The 17,191-nt window shown below is 74.2% G+C and carries 14 protein-coding genes; 3 read left to right on the top strand and 11 right to left on the bottom strand.

Features of this window, described 5'->3' with window-relative positions:
• Positions 1–16 precede the first annotated feature (16 nt).
• Positions 17–1,429, bottom strand: coding sequence for a type I glutamate--ammonia ligase (glnA, locus tag VM95_RS02095; protein ID WP_045692212.1), 1,413 nt, complete (start codon positions 1,427–1,429; stop codon positions 17–19).
• Positions 1,430–1,716: 287 nt separating this feature from the next.
• On the opposite strand from glnA, the gene VM95_RS02090 reads away from it, so the two are divergent.
• Positions 1,717–2,184, top strand: coding sequence for an RDD family protein (locus tag VM95_RS02090; protein ID WP_078859516.1), 468 nt, complete (start codon positions 1,717–1,719; stop codon positions 2,182–2,184).
• 155 nt (positions 2,185–2,339) lie between these two features.
• Here VM95_RS02090 and VM95_RS02085 read toward each other — a convergent pair whose 3' ends face one another.
• From VM95_RS02085 to VM95_RS02055, 7 genes are all read right to left on the bottom strand, one after another.
• Positions 2,340–3,029 (bottom strand): DUF4191 domain-containing protein, encoded by a 690-nt coding sequence (locus VM95_RS02085; RefSeq protein ID WP_045692210.1) that lies wholly within the window; start codon positions 3,027–3,029, stop codon positions 2,340–2,342.
• Positions 3,030–3,170: 141 nt separating this feature from the next.
• The gene (locus VM95_RS02080; protein ID WP_045692209.1) at positions 3,171–3,413 is read right to left on the bottom strand and encodes a hypothetical protein; all 243 of its coding nucleotides are present in this window, start codon (positions 3,411–3,413) and stop codon (positions 3,171–3,173) included.
• Between the two features lie 164 nt (positions 3,414–3,577).
• Positions 3,578–4,531, bottom strand: a complete 954-nt coding sequence (gene lipA / locus VM95_RS02075) for a lipoyl synthase (protein ID WP_045692208.1) — start codon at positions 4,529–4,531, stop codon at positions 3,578–3,580.
• Positions 4,532–4,718: 187 nt separating this feature from the next.
• Entirely contained in the window at positions 4,719–5,516 is a 798-nt protein-coding gene (gene lipB / locus VM95_RS02070; protein ID WP_078859515.1) for a lipoyl(octanoyl) transferase LipB, read from the bottom strand.
• 68 nt (positions 5,517–5,584) lie between these two features.
• Entirely contained in the window at positions 5,585–7,612 is a 2,028-nt protein-coding gene (locus VM95_RS02065; RefSeq protein WP_045692262.1) for a helix-turn-helix domain-containing protein, read from the bottom strand.
• Positions 7,613–7,725: 113 nt separating this feature from the next.
• Positions 7,726–9,099: an MFS transporter gene (locus tag VM95_RS02060; protein ID WP_045692206.1), complete on the bottom strand. Its 1,374-nt coding sequence runs from the start codon at positions 9,097–9,099 to the stop codon at positions 7,726–7,728.
• Positions 9,100–9,362: 263 nt separating this feature from the next.
• Complete coding sequence (locus tag VM95_RS02055; RefSeq protein ID WP_045692205.1) at positions 9,363–10,124, bottom strand: 3-hydroxybutyrate dehydrogenase; 762 nt, start codon at positions 10,122–10,124, stop codon at positions 9,363–9,365.
• 321 nt (positions 10,125–10,445) lie between these two features.
• Here VM95_RS02055 and VM95_RS02050 point away from each other — a divergent pair, with 321 nt between their 5' ends.
• The gene (locus VM95_RS02050) at positions 10,446–12,317 is read left to right on the top strand and encodes an NsdA family TPR-like regulatory protein (protein ID WP_244178577.1); all 1,872 of its coding nucleotides are present in this window, start codon (positions 10,446–10,448) and stop codon (positions 12,315–12,317) included.
• 43 nt (positions 12,318–12,360) lie between these two features.
• On the opposite strand, the gene VM95_RS02045 is transcribed toward VM95_RS02050, so the two are convergent.
• The 3 genes from VM95_RS02045 to VM95_RS02035 form a co-directional block, all read right to left on the bottom strand.
• Positions 12,361–13,584, bottom strand: coding sequence for a cation:proton antiporter (locus VM95_RS02045; protein WP_045692204.1), 1,224 nt, complete (start codon positions 13,582–13,584; stop codon positions 12,361–12,363).
• A gap of 219 nt (positions 13,585–13,803) precedes the next feature.
• The gene (locus VM95_RS02040) at positions 13,804–15,135 is read right to left on the bottom strand and encodes an NAD(P)/FAD-dependent oxidoreductase (protein WP_045692203.1); all 1,332 of its coding nucleotides are present in this window, start codon (positions 15,133–15,135) and stop codon (positions 13,804–13,806) included.
• A gap of 497 nt (positions 15,136–15,632) precedes the next feature.
• The gene (locus tag VM95_RS02035) at positions 15,633–16,538 is read right to left on the bottom strand and encodes a TIGR01777 family oxidoreductase (RefSeq protein ID WP_045692202.1); all 906 of its coding nucleotides are present in this window, start codon (positions 16,536–16,538) and stop codon (positions 15,633–15,635) included.
• A 64-nt stretch (positions 16,539–16,602) separates the two neighbouring features.
• On the opposite strand from VM95_RS02035, the gene VM95_RS02030 reads away from it, so the two are divergent.
• Positions 16,603–17,100, top strand: a complete 498-nt coding sequence (locus tag VM95_RS02030; RefSeq protein WP_045692201.1) for a GNAT family N-acetyltransferase — start codon at positions 16,603–16,605, stop codon at positions 17,098–17,100.
• The last annotated feature ends 91 nt before the right edge of the window (positions 17,101–17,191 follow it).

The following is a 17,191-nucleotide window of genomic DNA, read 5'->3' as shown; positions in this document are numbered from 1 at the left end:
AGGTCAGAGGGGGTTTCTACAGGTCGTAGTACAGCTCGAACTCGTGCGGGTGGGGGCGGAGGGCGATCGGGGCGATCTCGTTGGTGCGCTTGAAGTCGATCCAGGTCTCGATCAGGTCCGGGGTGAAGACGTTGCCCGCGAGGAGGTACTCGTGGTCGGCTTCCAGGGCGTCGAGGACGGCCGGGAGGGAGGAGGGCACCTGGGGGACGTTGGCGTGCTCCTCGGGGGCGAGCTCGTAGAGGTCCTTGTCGACGGGCTCCAGCGGCTCGATCTTGTTGCGGATGCCGTCGAGGCCGGCCATCAGCATGGCGGAGAAGGCCAGGTAGGGGTTGGAGGACGGGTCCGGGGCGCGGAACTCGATGCGCTTGGCCTTGGCGTTGGAGCCGGTGATCGGGATGCGGATCGCGGCCGAGCGGTTGCGCTGCGAGTAGACGAGGTTGACCGGGGCCTCGAAGCCGGGGACCAGGCGGTGGTAGGAGTTCACCGAGGGGTTGGTGAAGGCGAGCAGCGAGGGGGCGTGCCGGAGCAGGCCGCCGATGTAGTAGCGGGCGGTGTCGGAGAGGCCGGCGTAGCCCTGCTCGTCGTAGAAGAGCGGCGTGCCCTCGGTCCAGAGCGACTGGTGGACGTGCATGCCGGAGCCGTTGTCGCCGAAGATCGGCTTGGGCATGAAGGTGGCGGTCTTGCCCGCCCGCCAGGCGACGTTCTTGATGATGTACTTGAACAGCATCAGGTCGTCGGCGGCGTGCAGCAGGGTGTTGAACTTGTAGTTGATCTCCGCCTGGCCGGCCGTGCCGACCTCGTGGTGCTGGCGTTCGACCTCCAGGCCGGCCGCGGCGAGCTCCAGCGACATCTCGGCGCGCAGGTCGGCGAAGTGGTCGACCGGCGGGATGGGGAAGTAGCCGCCCTTGTACTTGACCTTGTAGCCGCGCACGTCGCCCTCGGCGGCGCCGGAGTTCCAGGCGCCGGCCTCCGAGTCGATGTGGTAGAAGGACGCGTTGGCGCTGGTCTCGAAGCGCACCGAGTCGAAGACGTAGAACTCGGCCTCGGGCCCGAAGTAGGCGGTGTCGGCGATGCCGGAGGAGGCGAGGTAGGCCTCGGCCTTCTTGGCGACGTTGCGCGGGTCGCGGCTGTAGGCCTCGCCGGTGACCGGGTCCTGGATGAAGAAGTTGATGTTGAGGTGCTTCTCGGCCCGGAACGGGTCGAGTCGGGCGGTGGCGAGGTCCGGGACGAGGGCCATGTCGGACTCGTGGATGGCCTGGAAGCCGCGGATCGACGAACCGTCGAACATCAGGGTCTCGGACGGGTCGAAGGTCGCCGCAGGTACGGAGAAGTGCTGCATGACGCCCGGCAGGTCGCAGAAGCGGACGTCGACGAACTTCACGTCGTTGTCCTGGATGAACTGCTTCACTTCGGCGGCGTTGTTGAACATTCGTCCTCCTCGGCGTGCGAATGGGGCTCACCCTAGGAACGGGTCGTTTCCGCTCGGTGACCCCTTCATTTCCCGAATGTTACGCGCGGTCGCCGAGCGGGCGGCAAAGGCGTACGGGACGGGGCAAAACGACCCGCCTCCCGAGGTGGCGCCGCTGGATTGGTCTGGACCACTTGGGCGTTAGGTCTCAAGGGCCGGCCACCGGGATTCACTCGGTCGTGGACAACGCCCCCGGCGACGGGGGAGCCGATGCCGGGCTGGCGCGTGAGCCCGGTTAGTGTGGATTCGTGGACACCAGAGAAGCGTTGGGATCGTGGATCGACGGCCCTAAGGCGGCCGCCGAGAAGATGGGCGCCGACTTCGGCCACCGCGGCGAGCGCCTCGGCCTGCCCAAGGAGGGCCCCGGCTCGATCGCCGGCCCGGGCCGCCGGATCGGCGCCCTGTTCGTGGACGGCTGGCTGGTCGCGATGATCGCGTACGGGCTGCTCGCCAAGGGCGACGCCTCCGAGGCGAACCTGTGGACCAGCCCGCTCTACTTCGTGATGGCGGCCCTGCTGCTCTCCACCACCGGCACGACGCTCGGCAAGCGGCTGTTCGGCCTGCGGGTCGTCCGGCTGGACGGCGGCCGCGCGACCATCCCGCAGGTCCTGCTGCGCACCCTGCTGCTCTGCCTGGTGGTGCCGCCGCTGGTCTGGGACCGGGACACCCGCGGCCTGCACGACAAGGCGGTCGGCACGGTCGAGGTCAGGATCTGACGGGGTCGGGATCCGACGAGGTCGGGATCCGGCGCGAACCGCCCGCCGTCGCCACGAACCACGAGCCACGAACCACGAACCACGAACACCGAACGGCCCCGCCGCGGAGCTTCCGCGGCGGGGCCGTTCGGTGTACCAGTCGGAGGGAGAGGGGGTCAGCGGACCTGGCCGCCCTTGGGCATCCGGGCGCCCTTGGGCATCGGGCCCTTGGGGATCGGCGCCTTGGAGAGCAGGTCGCCCAGCGCGCGCAGCCGGTCGTTGGTCTCGGTGACCTGGGCGGCGGTGATGGCGCGGGGCAGCCGCATCAGGTGGATCTGCAGCTTCTTCAGCGGGACCTCGCCCTCGCTGTTGCCCACCACGATGTCGTGCACCGGGATGTCGCCGACGATCCGGGCCATCTTCTTCTTCTCGGAGGCCAGCAGCTGGCGCACCCGGTTCGGGTTGCCCTCGCCGATCAGCGCGATGCCGGCCCGGCCCACGGCGCGGTAGACCGCGTCCTGGTTACGGGTGATCGCGACCGGCGTGGTGCTGGAGCTCCAGCCGCGCCGGATGTTGTCCAGCACTGCCGCGACGGCCCCCGGCTGCCCCTCCATCTGCCCGAACGCGGCGCGCTCGGCCCGGCGGCCGAAGACGATCGCGACCGTCAGGACGGCCACGATGAAGCCCAGGATGCCCAGGTAGATGGGGTGGTCGATCGCGAAGCCGATGGCGAGGAACACGCCGAAGGTCAGCAGGCCGACGCCGGCAATGATCAGGCCGATCTTGGGGTCGACCTCTTTGGTCATTTTGTACGCCCGGCCGATCTGCTTCAGCCGCCCGGGGTTCTCGGATGTTTCCCTCGCCATAAGGCTCATGGTACGTGGCACGGGTGCGGGATATCCAAGCCCGGGTACCCGTTCGCCCGAACCGTGACCCGGGCGTCGGTGCGCCGTCGCGGACAGCGACCGTCCGGAGCAGCCGGCCTCGGCCCGGCCTCGGCCCGGCCCTCAGCGGCGCCCGGACCGGCCCGCCCCCCGGCCGCCCGCTGCCGTCGCCGTCGTGGCCCTCACCGTCGTGGCCCCCGCCGTCGTGGCCGTCGCCGCCGCGTCGTGCCGGCGGTCCGCCGCGTACCGGCGGTTCTCGCAGACCGCCGCCCAGGCGTTGCGCCGCGCGCGCCGCTGGCCGGGCGCGAGCAGGACGCTCTCCGCGAAGCGCAGCGCCACCCCCACCGGCCCGATCCGCATCTCCATGCCGAACAGCTCCTCTCGTGGCTGAGAAGAATCGAACGCTCGCCGAGCGTCCATCGTCCCCACCCCGTGTTACCAGTCCGTGACCCGCCGGTCAAAGCACGGTGAACGCCGGAAGGGCGGAGCCGGAGCTCCGCCCTTCCATGGCTCGAAACCGACGCGGACGGTCAGACCGCCGCCTGCGCGCGCCGCTCCAGCGCCTGCCGGTACAGCCGGCCGGCGCGGTACGAGGAGCGCACCAGCGGGCCCGACATGACGCCGGCGAAGCCCAGCTCCTCGGCCTCCTGCTGCAGCTCGACGAACTCGTGCGGCTTCACCCAGCGCTCGACCGGGTGGTGGCGCAGCGAGGGCCGCAGGTACTGGGTGATGGTGATCAGCTCGCAGCCGGCGCCGACCAGGTCGGCCAGCGCCTGGCTGACCTCCTCGCGGGTCTCGCCCATGCCCAGGATCAGGTTGGACTTGGTCACCAGCCCGGCCGCGCGGGCCTGGGTGATGACGTCCAGCGAGCGCTCGTAGCGGAACGCCGGCCGGATCCGCTTGAAGATCCGCGGCACGGTCTCGACGTTGTGCGCCAGCACCTCGGGGCGGGACGAGAAGACCTCGGCCAGCTGCTCGGGCACCGCGTTGAAGTCGGGGATCAGCAGCTCGACGCCGGTGCGGCCGCCCGCGCGCTCGGCGGTCATCGCGTGCACCTGGCGGACGGTCTCGGCGTACAGCCAGGCGCCGCCGTCCTCCAGGTCGTCGCGGGCGACGCCGGTGATGGTGGCGTAGTTGAGGTCCATGGTGACGATGGACTCGGCGACCCGGCGCGGCTCGTCGCGGTCGAACTCGGCGGGCTTGCCGGTGTCGATCTGGCAGAAGTCGCAACGGCGGGTGCACTGGTCACCGCCGATGAGGAAGGTCGCCTCGCGGTCCTCCCAGCACTCGAAGATGTTGGGGCAGCCGGCCTCCTGGCAGACCGTGTGCAGCCCCTCCTTCTTCACCAGCGACTGGAGGGCGTTGTACTCCGGGCCCATCTTCGCGCGGGTCTTGATCCACTCGGGCTTCCGCTCGATGGGGGTCTCGCTGTTGCGGACCTCCAGGCGGAGCAGCTTCCTGCCGTCGGGCGCGACAGCGGACACGTGCGACTCCTAGAACTAGACGGGGTACCCCCAGGGTACGCCTGTGGTTGTACGGCCTTCGCCGGGCCTGCCGCCCCGCAATCGCAGGGCAACACGGCTACCGGCCGGTAGATTCCCAGTGGCAGGGGATCAGTAGCGATTCGGCAGGGGATTCCGCAGCGGATTCGTGGCGGATCCGGTGCCGGACTCAGCGGCTGAGCGCCGGCTCGGGCAGCTCGGCGAGGACGTCCGCCAGGTGCCGCTCGACGGCCGGCAGCGCGTCGCCGACCGCGAAGTCGCGCCCCAGCTCACCGGCGATCGAGGCGACCCCCGCGTCCCGGATGCCGCACGGCACGATCTTGTCGAAGCCGGTCATGTCCGGGGCGCAGTTGAGCGAGAAGCCGTGCATGGTCACCCCGCGGGCGACCCGCACGCCGATCGCGGCGAGCTTGCGGTCGTCGCCGCGCTGCCCGGCGTTGGAGGGCGCGTACTCGGGGCCGGCCAACCGCGGGTCGATGCCCAGGGGCAGGCCCAGCCGGAGGGTGAGCTTGCCGATGTCCACCACCTGCGCCGGGTCCACCACGGCGTCCGGGATGGTCTCGCCCAGCACCCAGACGCCGCTGCGGCCCTCGACCCGGGTGGTCTCGATGCCGAACTCGGCGACCGAGCGGATCAGCGCCTCCTCCAGCCGGCGGACGTAGGCGATCACGTCGATCGGGTCGGGCAGCTTGACGATCGGGTAGCCGACCAGCTGGCCGGGGCCGTGCCAGGTGATCTCGCCGCCCCGGTTGACCTGCACCACCGGGGTGCCGTCCAGCGGCAGGTCGGCGGGGTTGGTGCGCTTGCCCATCGTGTAGACGGGCTGGTGCTCCAGCAGCAGCACGGTGTCGGGGATCTCGTCCGCGACCCGCAGGGCGTGCAGCCGCTGCTGCTCCGCCCACGCCTCCTCGTAGGGGACGGTGTGCTCGCCTATGCCCCATCGCACGAATTGCACGTTCTGGCTCACCGTTGCCGCTCCTTGCCGGGCGTTCGAGACCAACCTCGCCACTGTACGCCCCCGGTCGTACAAGTCGTTCAGTCGCCCGACAGCAGCCGCAGCCGCAGCGCCAACTGCAGTTCGAGCGCGCGTTCCGGCAGGTTCCAGTCCCGGCCGAGCAGGGCCTCCACCCGGTCCAGCCGCTGGACGACGGTGTTCACGTGGACGTGCAGCTCGTCCTTGGCCCGGGTGAGGCTGCCGCCGCAGTCGAAGTAGGCGCGCAGGGTGCGGACCAGCTCGGTGCCGCGCCGGGCGTCGTAGGCGAGCAGCGGGCCGAGCGTCGCGCCGACGAAGCCGTCCACGTCGTGGCCGTCGCCGAGGAGCACGCCGAGGAAGCCGAGCGCGCCGGCCGAGGCGCCCTGGCCGGCGCGGCCGAGCACCCGCAGGGCCCGGAGGCAGCGCAGGCCCTCGGCGTGCGCGGCGGCGAGGGCGGGCGGTCCGGCGGCGGGGCGGCCGGCGCCCACGGTGACCGGGAAGCCGGCCAGCCGGGCCAGCCGTTCGGCGGCCTGCCGGGCGGTCTGCTCGGCGGCGTCGAGCACGGCGGCGCCGAGCGCGGCATCGGGTGCGGCTCCCGGGACCGCGCCGGGCACGGCACCCGGCACGGCGCCGGGCGCGGCGGGGGCCGGGCCAGGCTCCAGCGGCACGAGCAGCACCACCGCCTCGCCGTGCTCGGCGCTGACGCCCCGGGAGCCGAACAGGTACCGCCGGGCCGCGCCCGCCAGCCGTTCCCGGTCACCAGCGCTGCCGCCGCCTGCATCACCACCGCCCGCCCCGCTGCCCGCAGGCTCGGCGACCAGCACCAGGTGCGCCCCGGCGAGGTCCACGCCGAGCCGGCGGCCGCGCGCGGTGAGCCCGGCCGGGTCGCGTTCGGGGGCGGTGAGCAGGTCGGTGAGGAGTTCGCCGCGGATCCGGTTCTCGGTCTCGGCGACCGAGCGGCGCAGCAGCAACAGCAGTGCGGTGACCACGCTGGCCCGCTCGAACAGCCGCCGGTCCGGGTCGTCGAGGTCCGGTCGGCCGGTCAGCACCAAGGTGCCCAGCGCGTCCTGCCCGGCCAGCACCGCGCAGATCCACCGATCGCCGTGCCGCACCGACCGTCCCTCGGCCCGGGAGGCGGCGACGGCCGGGGCCAACTCGTCGACGGGCGCGGGCCGTCCGGCGAGCGGCTCGCCCTCGGCGTCCAGGACGGCGATCTCCCCGCCCAGCAGGTGGGCGACGGCGGCGGCGACGTCGGACACCGCGGCGCCGCGCAGCACCAGGTCGGTGAGCCGGTCGTGCGCCCGCTCGGCGCGCTGGACGGCGGCGGAGTGGGCCCGGACCAGCTCGTTGGCGGCGTTCAGCTCGTCGAGCGCGGCCCGGGTGTCGGCCAGCGACTTGGCGGTGTCGAGGGCGATCGCGGCGTGTGCGGCGAGGGTGCAGAGCAGCGCGACCTCGTCGGGGGAGAAGGCGCGCGGCGAGCGGTCGGCGGCGAACAGCACGCCGATGACCTGGCCGCCGAGCAGCAGCGGCACCCCGATGATCGCCACCAGGCCCTCGTCGAGGACGCCCGCGTCGATGGTGCCGGTGTGGTGGAAGCGTTCGTCGGTGCGGTAGTCGGGGGTGGCGTACGGGCGGGCGGTCTGCGCGACCAGGCCGCCCAGGCCGTCGCCGAGGCTGAGCCGCAGGGTCTGGAAGAGGACGGAGACCGAGCCGTCGGTGACCCGCATGTAGGTGTCGCCGGCGGTCTCGTCCGGCAGGGTCAGGTAGGCGGTGTCGGTGCCGAGCAGCATCCGGGCCCGGCGGACGATCGCCTGCAGCACGGTGTCCAGGTCGCGGGACGCGGCGAGGTCCCCGGCGGTGTCGAACAGTGCCGTCAACTCGGCTTCGCGGCGCCGGTGTTGGCGCAGGGTCCGGTGCACCCGCAGGGCCTGCCAGGTGGCGTGGTCGAGCTCGGCGAGGACGGCGGCCGACGCGCCGCGGCGGCGGGCGTCGGCCGGTACCTCGGCGAAGTCCTCGGTGGCGGCGCCGGAGGCGAGCAGGTCGAGCAGCCGCCGCAGCGCGGGTGCGGCGATCTCGTCGGGGTGGTCCATGGTGGGGCCGCCAATCGGCATCGGGTCCGCGAACTCGCGATGGTAGCGGCTCACTCCGTAACCCTCAGCGCTCCACCCGCAACCCTCAACCCTCCACCCCCGGTCCTCAACCCTCAGGCCACGGTGGCCCGTTCGGCCCGCTCCCCGTCCGCGGAACGCTCCTCGACCTCCGCGAGGTCCCGCCCCCTGGTCTCCCGGCCGCAGAGCACGGCCAGCACGGTGATCGCCGCCGCGATCGCCACGTAGACCGAGATGGGCGTGGCGCTGTCGTAGTCCTTGAGCAGCGCGGTCGCGATCAGCGGCGCCGGCGCGCCGGCCGCCACCGAGGCGAACTGGGCGCCGATCGACGCGCCCGAGTACCGCATCCGGGTCGCGAACATCTCGGAGAAGAAGGCGGCCTGGGGCGCGTACATCGCGCTGTGGAACACCAGGCCGATGGTCACCGCGACGACCAGCTGGCTGAAGGAGCGGGTGTCCACCAGTCCGAAGAACACGAACGCCCACACCCCGACCCCGACCGCGCCGACCAGGTACACCGGCTTGCGCCCGACCCGGTCCGAGAGCGCGCCGAACAGCGGGATCAGCGCGAACTGGATCGCGGAGGCGATCAGGACGGCGTTCAGCGCGCTCTGCTTGCCGAAGTGCGCGTGGTTGACGGCGTACGCGAGCACGAAGGTCGTCATCACGTAGTACGAGATGTTCTCCGCCATCCGCGCGCCCATCGCCACCAGCACCTCGCGCCAGTGGTGCCGCAGCACCGCGACCAGCGGCGGCTGCTCGACCGCGGCCTGCTCCGCCTTCTTCTCCTCCTGCGCCGCCAACGCCTGCTGGAACAGTGGGGATTCGTCCACCGCCAGCCGGATCCACAGCCCGACCGCGACCAGCACCGCCGAGAGCAGGAACGGCACCCGCCAGCCCCAGGCCAGGAACGCGTCGTCCGAGAGCGCTCCCGTCAGCAGCGACAGCACGCCCGCCGCCAGCAGGTTGCCGGCCGGCGCCCCGCCCTGCGGCCAGGACGCCCAGAACCCCCGCCGCCGCTGGTCCCCGTGCTCCGACACCAGCAGCACCGCGCCGCCCCACTCGCCGCCGAGCGCGAACCCCTGCACCAGCCGCAGCGCCGTCAGCAGCACCGGCGCCGTGACGCCGACCGCCCCGTACGTCGGCAGCAGCCCGATCGCGGTGGTCGACCCGCCCATCAGCAGCAGGCTCACCACCAGCAGCTTCTTCCGCCCCACCCGGTCCCCGAAGTGCCCGAACACCAGCGCCCCGAGCGGGCGCGCCGCGAACCCGATCGCATAGGTGAGAAAGGACAGCAGCGTCCCGGTCAGCGGGTCACTCGCCGGGAAGAACACCTTCCCGAAGACCAGCGCCGCGGCCGTCCCGTAGAGGAAGTAGTCGTACCACTCGATGGTGGTCCCGATCAGACTCGCGGCCGCCACCCGCGGGAGTGACCCGCGCGCGGCAGCACCGTTACCAGGGGCGCTCATGCCCACCACATCCGTTCCGGGGGATTCCAGGGGAGACGACGTCGCCACAAGGTAGGAATCCCACGCTCCCGGGCCTATGTGTCCGACCCACACAGTCCATGGGGTTGATGTGCCGGGACTCCCCATAACCTCCCGTCAGTCCCTGCCCGTCCCGGTCCGTTGATCGGCCCGCTGAGGGGGCCCGCGCAGACGGCCCGCGCCCCCGTACGGCCGGGGCGCGGGCTGAGCGGTGCTTGGTGCCGGAAGTCGAAGGGCGCGAGGCGTCAGCCGGCCGTCCAGCCGCCGTCGAGGACGAGGCTGGCGCCGGTGAGGGAGGCGGCGGCGGGGGAGCAGAGGTGGAGGGCGAGGGCGGCGACCTCGGAGGGGTCGATAAGGCGCTTGAGGGCGGTGCGGTCGAGCAGGATCCGGTCCACCACCTCGCCCTCGGGGATGCCGTGGGCGAGGGCCTGGGCGGCGATCTGGTTCTCGACCAGCGGGGTGCGGACGTAGCCGGGGTTGATGCAGTTGCTGGTGACGCCGTGCGGGGCGGCCTCCAGGGCGACGGTCTTGCTGAGGCCCTCCAGGGCGTGCTTCGCCGTCACGTAGGCGGACTTGAACGCGCTGGCGCGCAGGCCGTGCACCGAGGAGATGTTGACGACGCGGCCCCACCCCCGCTCGTACATGCGGGGCAGGGTGCGGCGCAGGATGCGGAACGGGGCCTCCACCATGACGCGTTGGATCAGGGCGAAGCGTTCGGGCGGGAACTCGTGCACGGGCGCGACGTGTTGCAGGCCCGCGTTGTTGACGACGATGTCGGCGTCGTCCGGCAGGGCGTCCACGGCGGCCGGGTCGGCGAGGTCGGCGACGATCGCGTGCCCGCCGATCCGCTCGGCGACGTCCCGGGCCGGGTCGGCCGCGAGGTCGACGACGTAGACCCGGGCGCCGGCCCCGGCGAGGGCCTCGGCGCAGGCCCGGCCGATGCCCGAGGCGGCGCCGGTGACCAGGGCCGTACGGCCGTCGAGCGGGCGGGCTGTAGTGGTGTCCATGGTGGTGAACGGTAGGAATCCGGCGGCCCGGCTCCCATGTGGCGGGCCGCCACAGCGGTCCGGCGGGCTGTGGCGGCGGACGCCATGCGGGTCGTGGGGAGCCCGGTGGACGGTTCGCCCCCGGACGGCCAAACCCCTCCTGACCTGGCTTCACCACGATGGGCGCGGTTGCTTCACCCGTTCGGAGGATTGCTCGGTCAGATCCGCCCATAGCGCCCGAATGCTCGCTACATTCACGCCGATTCCCGACAGGGGGCGCCGCCCCGGCCCGCCGAAGTGCTGGTGAAGCCCGGTGCGACGTCCGAGAGGTGTTGACTGATCATGCCCCAACGGCCTGCTACCGACCGCCCGGCGTACGGACCGCTCGACCCGCTCGGCCAGCACCGAGGTCCGGTCGGCCGGGCCCTTCCGGACGCCCCCGACGCCCTGACCGCCGACGCCCTGACCACCGACGTCCTCGCCGCCGACCCGCGGACCGCCGACCCGCGGACCGCCGAGGTCGGCGCCGCGGACGAGCTGCGGCTGCCCGTACAGGCCACCCCCGACGACCGGCACGCGCCCGCCGCGGCGCCGGCCCCCGCCGCCGCGAAGACGCACTCCGGCCCCGCCCCGCAGAACGGCCAGCTGGCCGCGCTGATCGAGGAGGCGGGCTTCTCGCACGCCGGCCTCGCCCGCCGGGTCGACCAGCTCGGCCTGGAGCACGGCCTCGACCTGCGCTACGACAAGACCTCGGTCACCCGCTGGCTGCGCGGCCAGCAGCCGCGCGGCGCCACCCCGGCGCTGATCGCCGAGGTGTTCACCCGCCGCCTCGGCCGCCGCCTGACCGCCCAGGACCTCGGCCTGGACGCCTGCGCCCCGGTCTACGCCGGCCTGGAGTTCGCCGAGACGCCGCAGGAGGCGGTGGACATCGTCGCGAGCATGTGGCGCAAGGACAACGGCCCGCAGTCCGAGCTGCGCCGGATCGCCTTCACCCCGGCCGGCCTGGTCGTCCCCAGCCGGGACTGGCTGATCGGCCGCACCGACGAGCGGGTCGCCCGGGACGGCTCCACGCTGGCCCGCCCGGACGCCGCACCCGGCCCGCCGTCCGGCGCCCAGCCGGGCGGCGGCGCCCCCGCCGGGCCGGCCACGGGCCCGGCGCGCATCCACACCCCGGGCGCCGCCGCCCCGCCGCCCACCGTGACCGGCACCGCCGCCGTCATCGGCCGCGTCCCCACCCAGAGCCGCCGCCCGCCCGCGGCCGTCGAACCGCCGTACTCCGACCCGGCCCGCGAGGCCCGCCCCACCCTGCGGGTCGGCCGCGGCGACATCGCCGCCATCCGCGCGGTCGGCGACCTCTTCCGCGCGCTCGACCACGCCTACGGCGGCGGCCACGCCCGCCAGGCGCTGGTGCGCTACCTGGAGAGCGAGGCCGAGCCGATGCTGCGCGGCCGCTACGGCGAGCAGATCGGCCGGGCGCTGTTCGGCGCGGTCGCCGACCTCACCCGGCTGGCCGGCTGGACGTCCTTCGACATCGCCGCGCACGGCCTCGCCCAGCGCTACTTCGTCCAGGCGCTGCGCCTGTCCCAGGCCGCGGGGGACCGCGCGCTCGGCGGCTACGTCCTGGTGACGATGAGCCAGCAGGCCGTCCACCTCGGCCACGGCCGGGAGGCCGTCCAGCTCGCCCGGGTCGCCCAGCAGGGCGTGGGCACCGCCGTCCCGGCCACCGTCCAGGCGCTGATGCACGCCGCCGAGGCGCGCGGGCACGGCCTGCTGGGCGACGTCCGCTCCTGCACGACGGCCCTGGTGCGCGCCGAGCGCTCCCTCGCCGCCGCCCGGACGGGAGACGAACTGCCCGCGTGGGCTCGCTACTTCGACGAGGCCCAGCTCTCCGACGAGTTCGCCCACTGCTACCGCGACCTGCAGCAGTGGCGCACCTCCGCGCAACACGCCGAGAAGTCGCTGCGGCTCCGCTCGCCCGCCTACGCCCGCAGCCGGATCTTCTGCCGGCTGGTGCTCGCCACCGCCCGGCTCGGCATGGGCGACCTCGACGAGGCCTGCACCATGGCCACCGACGCGCTGCGGGCGGCCGGGGAGATGCGCTCGGCGCGCTCGCTGGAGTACGTCCGGGACTTCCACCGCCGCCTCACCCCCTACCGCGGCAGCCCGGTGGCCCGCGCCTTCGAGGAGACGGCCCGCCAGGCGGGGGTGATCTGAGCCGGCATCCGAGCGGGCACGACGGTCCGGGCCGACAGCGGGATCACCAGCTCTCGGCCCGCACCCTCGGCTGCCCCTCCTCCGGCGCCACCGCCCGGACGGCGCCGCGCACCCGCTGCGCCGCCAGCGGGAACGCCAGCACCGACAGCATCCCGGCGCCGACCAGCGCCGCCGCGGTGGAGGACGGCATGTGCCCGTCGTCCACCTCGATGGTGGTGATCACCACGACCAGCGGCAGCGCCGTCGCCCCGTACAGCCCGAGCGCCGCGCGGTCCCGCCGCCCCAGCCCGGCCGGGGCGAGCAGCGCGGCCGGTCCGCCGCGCACGGCGAGCAGCAGGACCAGGAACACCGGGACGAGCAGCAGCGTGCCCGGGTCGTCGAGCAGCGCGTCCAGGTCGAAGTTCATCCCGCTGACCACGAAGAAGACCGGCACCAGGAAGCCGAAGCCGATGCTCTCCAGCTTGGCCTCGATCACGTCCTCCTCGGCCTGCCGGATGCCCGAGAGCAGCAGCCGGGAGACGATCCCGGCGGTGAAGGCGCCGAGCAGCATGTCGAGGTCGAGCCAGAGCGCGGCGGCGACCATCGCGGCGAGCACCAGGATCACCGCCCGGATCGCGAACTGGCCGGACGTGCGGAGCGTGCGCTCGATCAGCCCGGTCGCCCAGGCCGGGCGCGGCCGGCGGGCACCGAGCAGGGCGAGGGCGGTGATCACGGCGAAGGCGCCGAGGATGACGGCCGTCCGGGCGGGGGAGTTGCCGCTGAGCAGCACGGCGATCGCGATGATCGGCCCGAACTCGCCGACCGCGCCGGTGGCCATCACCAACGAGCCGAAGGGGGTGGGCAGTTCGCCGGAGTCGCGGAGGATCGGCAGGATCGTGCCGAGGGCGGTGGTGGTGAGCGCGAGCCCGGCGAAGGCGCCGCCCAGCGGGTCCCGGTTGAGCAGCGCGCCCGCGCCGAGGGCGACCGCCAGCGAGACCAGCCACGCGGCGCCCGCCCGCTTCAGCGGGCCGCCGCGCAGCTTGGCGAAGTCGATCTCGTACCCGGCCAGGAACATCAGCATGGCCAGGCCGAACTGGGAGAGCGCGTCGATCAGGGGGTCGACGCGGGCCCAGTTCAGCACGTCCGGGCCGATCAGGACGCCGAGCACGATCTCGAACACGACGGTCGGCACGGCGATCCACCGCAGCAGCCGGTCGGCGAGCAGCGGTGCGGCCACGGCCGCCGCGGGGATCAGGATCAGCGCGACCGGCTGGGCGGAGGCGCTCACCGCGCGGCCGGCCGGGGAGCCGGTCGAACGAGCGCGGAGCCCGCAGAGGTCGTCGGAATCGTCCGATGAGCGGTCAGAGCGGTCAGAGCGGTCGGATCGGTCAGATCGGTCAGGGCGGTCATGACGGCATCCTGGCACGCGGCCGGCCCGTCACCCGGACAGACCGGCCCACGTGTCCACGGCCGCGTCCCGGCCGCTTCCCGGCGACGCGACGGCCCGTCAGGCCGCCGCCTCCGCCTCCCTGGCCCCCGCCGGGAGGCCCAGGTCGCGCAGCGCCGCCAGCGCCGCCCGCCGCCCGGACACCAGCGCGCCCTGCACGGTGCTGGTGTCCCGGTGGTCCCCGGCGACGTACAGGCCGGCCAGCACCCGCACCGGGCGCCGCAGGTTGTGCGGCGGCGGCATCGCGGGCAGCGCGTCCGGGAGGTGCCGCACGCTCAGGAACTGCCAGCCGGCCGTCGAGGCGCCGTACAGCTCGGCGAGCCGCGCCCGGACGGCCGGTTCCAGCCCGGCCGGGCCGCCCGCGTCGAAGGCGCGCCGGCCGAGCACGGTGGTGGCGATCAGCGCCTGCCCGGCCGGTGCGTACGAGGGGTGCAGCTCGCTGAGCACCAGCGAGTGCGAGACCAGCGGCGGCTGCCCGCCCGGCCGGTCGCCGTCCAGCAGCAGGACGGCCTCGCCGAGCGGGGAGCGGTCGGCCGCGTGGTAGAAGGTCGTGACCGGGTGGAAGTCCGGCAGCCGCAGCCCGGGCAGCAGGTCGGCGGCGGAGCGGGCGTCGGTGGCCACGACCACGGCCTGGGCGTCGATCCGCCCGTGCGCGGCCGTCTCGACGCCGTCGGCGGAGATCGAGGTGACCCGCACCCCGGTGCGCACGGTGCCGGCGGGCAGCGACTCGGCCACCTGGGCCGGTACGGCCGCGATCCCGCCGGCGGGCAGACAGAGCCGTCCGCGCGCGTAGGAGCGCAGCACCAGGTCGGCGATCCGGCTGCTGGTGCCGAGCGCCGGATCGCCGAGCAGGGCGCTGAGCAGGGGGCGCAGGAAGCCGTCGACGGTGCGCGGGGCGAGCCCGTGGCCGGCCAGGGCGCGGGCGGCGGTGGTCTCCGGGCGGGACTGCAGCCGGGCGGCCGGGGTGGCGGCGAGGCGGCCGAGCCAGCTGCCGAGCCGGGCCTTGTCGAGCGGACTGCCGAGCGGGGCGCGGGTGGCGGCCTGCCGGGCGGTGGTGAGCTGCGGGTCGCCGGTGCGGTAGCGGCGGCCGGCGCTGTGCACGAGCACGCCGGGCGCGAGCGGGCGCAGTTCGAGGCGGTCGAGGTCGAGCGCCCGGCGCGGTTCCGGATAGGCGGTGTTGAGCAGGTGGCTGCCGTCGTCGAGCCGGAATCCGTCCAGTTCGCGGGTGGCCATCCGACCGCCGATCCGGTCGGTGGCCTCCAGGACCTGGACGGCGAGGCCGTGGCCGGCGAGCACGCGGGCGGCGGCCAGGCCCGCGAGTCCGGCACCGACCACGACGACGTCCGGGTCGGACGGTCGGCGGGCGCGGCGGGTGAAGTCGTACGTGGGCACTGGCGTGCTCCCTCCCAAGGGGTTCCGGGGCTCCGGCCGACGCGGGCGGCGAGGTGCCGGGCACGGTCCGACGATGTGATGCCCAGTCGATGTGAGCGTCAGACAGGCACACCGGGCCGGATCCGCGGGCCGGGAGGGGTTGCGCGACACCGGCCGGGGGCGCGGTCACGGACAGTGCGCCGTGGCGGCCGCCTGCCCGGGTCGGCGGGCGCGCACGGTCACCGGGGGCGTGCAACGCGCCCGCCGTGTGCTCCCGTGCGCCCCCTCCCGGAGCCCCGCCCGCCGTCCACCCGCCAGGCTCGGCATATGCCCCTGGCCAGGGCGAACGCCGCACCGGACGTACTCGTCCGACCCACCGGCAGCCGGCGTGCGCAGCCGTCCGACGCGCCCCACCCGGCGCGCGTCGGCGGAAGGGCGCCCCCCCGGTTCGAGCGACGGCCCCGGGAGCGCCGGGGAGCGCCCCCGCCGAGGCGCGCCCCCTCGGCGCCGAGCGCCCGTCAGAGCGCCGCCCGCACCACGGCGTCCACGTCCGGGTGCTCGAACCGGAACCCCGCGTCCAACAGCCGCCGCGGCACCACCCGGTGGCTGCCGACCACCTCGACCGCCAGCTCCCCGAGCACCGCCTTGAGCACCGCCTCCGGCACCGGGAACGGTGTCGGCCGCCCGAGCGCCCGGCCGAGCGCCGCGGTCAGCTCGGCGTTGGTGGCCGGCTCCGGCGCGGCGAGGTTGAAGGCGCCGGAGAGGTCCTCCCGGTCGATCAGGAACCGCAGCGCGGCGACCTCGTCGGCCAGCGAGATCAGGCTCCAGTACTGCTGCCCGTCGCCGAGCCGCCCGCCCAGGCCCAGCTTGAACAGCGGGAACAGCCGCTGGCCGGCGCCGCCGGCCGCGGACAGCACCATCCCGGTGCGCGGGTGGACGACCCGGATGCCGGCCCGCTCGGCCGGTCGCGCCGCGGCCTCCCACTCCACGCAGACCTCGGCAAGGAAGTCGTCGCCGGCCGGGGAGTCCTCGTCGATGACCCGGGCGCCCGTCTGCCCGTACCAGCCGACCGCCGAGGCGCTGACCAGGACGCGCGGCGGCTCCTTCAGCTCGGCCAGCGCGACGGCCAGCGTCTCGGTGCCGTAGACCCGGCTCTCCCGGATCTCGCGCTTGTACCGCTCCGTCCAGCGGCGGTCGCCGACCCCGGCGCCGGCCAGGTGCACCACCGCCTCGACCCCGGCCAGCCCGTCCCGCTCGACCTGGCCGAGCAGCGGGTTCCAGCCGATCGCGGTGCTGCCGTCCGGTTGCGGCCCGGTCCGGGAGCGGCGGCGGACCAGCCGCACCACCTCGTGACCGTCCGCCAGCAGCGAGCGGACCAGTGCCGAACCGATCAATCCCGTGGAGCCCGTGACAGCGATGCGCATGGGCCCATCCTCGCAGTCCTTAAACCAGTACGACGTCCGCACGCGCCTGAATAGGGTGACGCCCATGCCCGACGACGATCTGATCATCCGACCCGCCCGGCCCGAGGACGAGCGCGAGCTCGCCGCCCTCGACCGCGCCGCCTGGTCCACCCTCTCCGACGTCTCCCCGGCACCGCGCGAGACGGACACCGTCTTCGACGAGCGCCACCTGCCCGAGCAGTACCTGCTCGCCGTCCTGGCCGGCCGGATCGTCGGCTACGTCCGCCAGGTCCCGGCGACGCCGTTGGCCAGCAACGGGCACGTCCGCCAGATCCAGGGCCTGGCCGTGGACGCCGAGGTGCGCGGCCGGGGCCTCGGCCGCCGCCTGGTCGAGGCGGCCTGCGCGGCGGCGCGCGCCGAGGGCGCCCGCAAGCTGAGCCTGCGGGTGCTCGGCTGGAACGCCCCGGCCCGCCGGCTCTACGAGAGCTGCGGCTTCGTCGTCGAGGGCTCGCTCGCCGAGGAGTTCCTGATCGACGGCAGCTACGTGGACGACATCTGGATGGCCCGCCGCCTGAGCGGCTGAGAGCCGCCCGCCCGGCACCGCCTGACGGTCAGTCAGTGACGCGGCCGCGGTGGTGCAGAGTTGTGACTCAACCGCGCTGTCTGCGGCGCAC

It is taken from the genome of Streptomyces rubellomurinus, assembly GCF_000961885.1.
Lineage (GTDB): Bacteria > Actinomycetota > Actinomycetes > Streptomycetales > Streptomycetaceae > Kitasatospora > Kitasatospora rubellomurina.
Note: the sequence above shows the minus strand (reverse complement) of the source record. Positions and strands in the feature narration are given on the sequence as shown.

Excerpts from the sequence above, each read along its gene's own strand:
- VM95_RS02050 (WP_244178577.1), top strand. The coding sequence starts at position 10,446 with ATGCCCCAACGGCCTGCTACCGACCGCCCGGCGTACGGACCGCTCGAC.
- VM95_RS02085 (WP_045692210.1), bottom strand. The coding sequence starts at position 3,029 with ATGGCGAGGGAAACATCCGAGAACCCCGGGCGGCTGAAGCAGATCGGC.
- VM95_RS02060 (WP_045692206.1), bottom strand. The coding sequence starts at position 9,099 with ATGAGCGCCCCTGGTAACGGTGCTGCCGCGCGCGGGTCACTCCCGCGG.
- glnA (WP_045692212.1), bottom strand. The coding sequence starts at position 1,429 with ATGTTCAACAACGCCGCCGAAGTGAAGCAGTTCATCCAGGACAACGAC.
- VM95_RS02035 (WP_045692202.1), bottom strand. The coding sequence starts at position 16,538 with ATGCGCATCGCTGTCACGGGCTCCACGGGATTGATCGGTTCGGCACTG.
- VM95_RS02065 (WP_045692262.1), bottom strand. The coding sequence starts at position 7,612 with ATGGACCACCCCGACGAGATCGCCGCACCCGCGCTGCGGCGGCTGCTC.
- VM95_RS02055 (WP_045692205.1), bottom strand. The coding sequence starts at position 10,124 with ATGGACACCACTACAGCCCGCCCGCTCGACGGCCGTACGGCCCTGGTC.
- VM95_RS02080 (WP_045692209.1), bottom strand. The coding sequence starts at position 3,413 with ATGGAGATGCGGATCGGGCCGGTGGGGGTGGCGCTGCGCTTCGCGGAG.
- VM95_RS02030 (WP_045692201.1), top strand. The coding sequence starts at position 16,603 with ATGCCCGACGACGATCTGATCATCCGACCCGCCCGGCCCGAGGACGAG.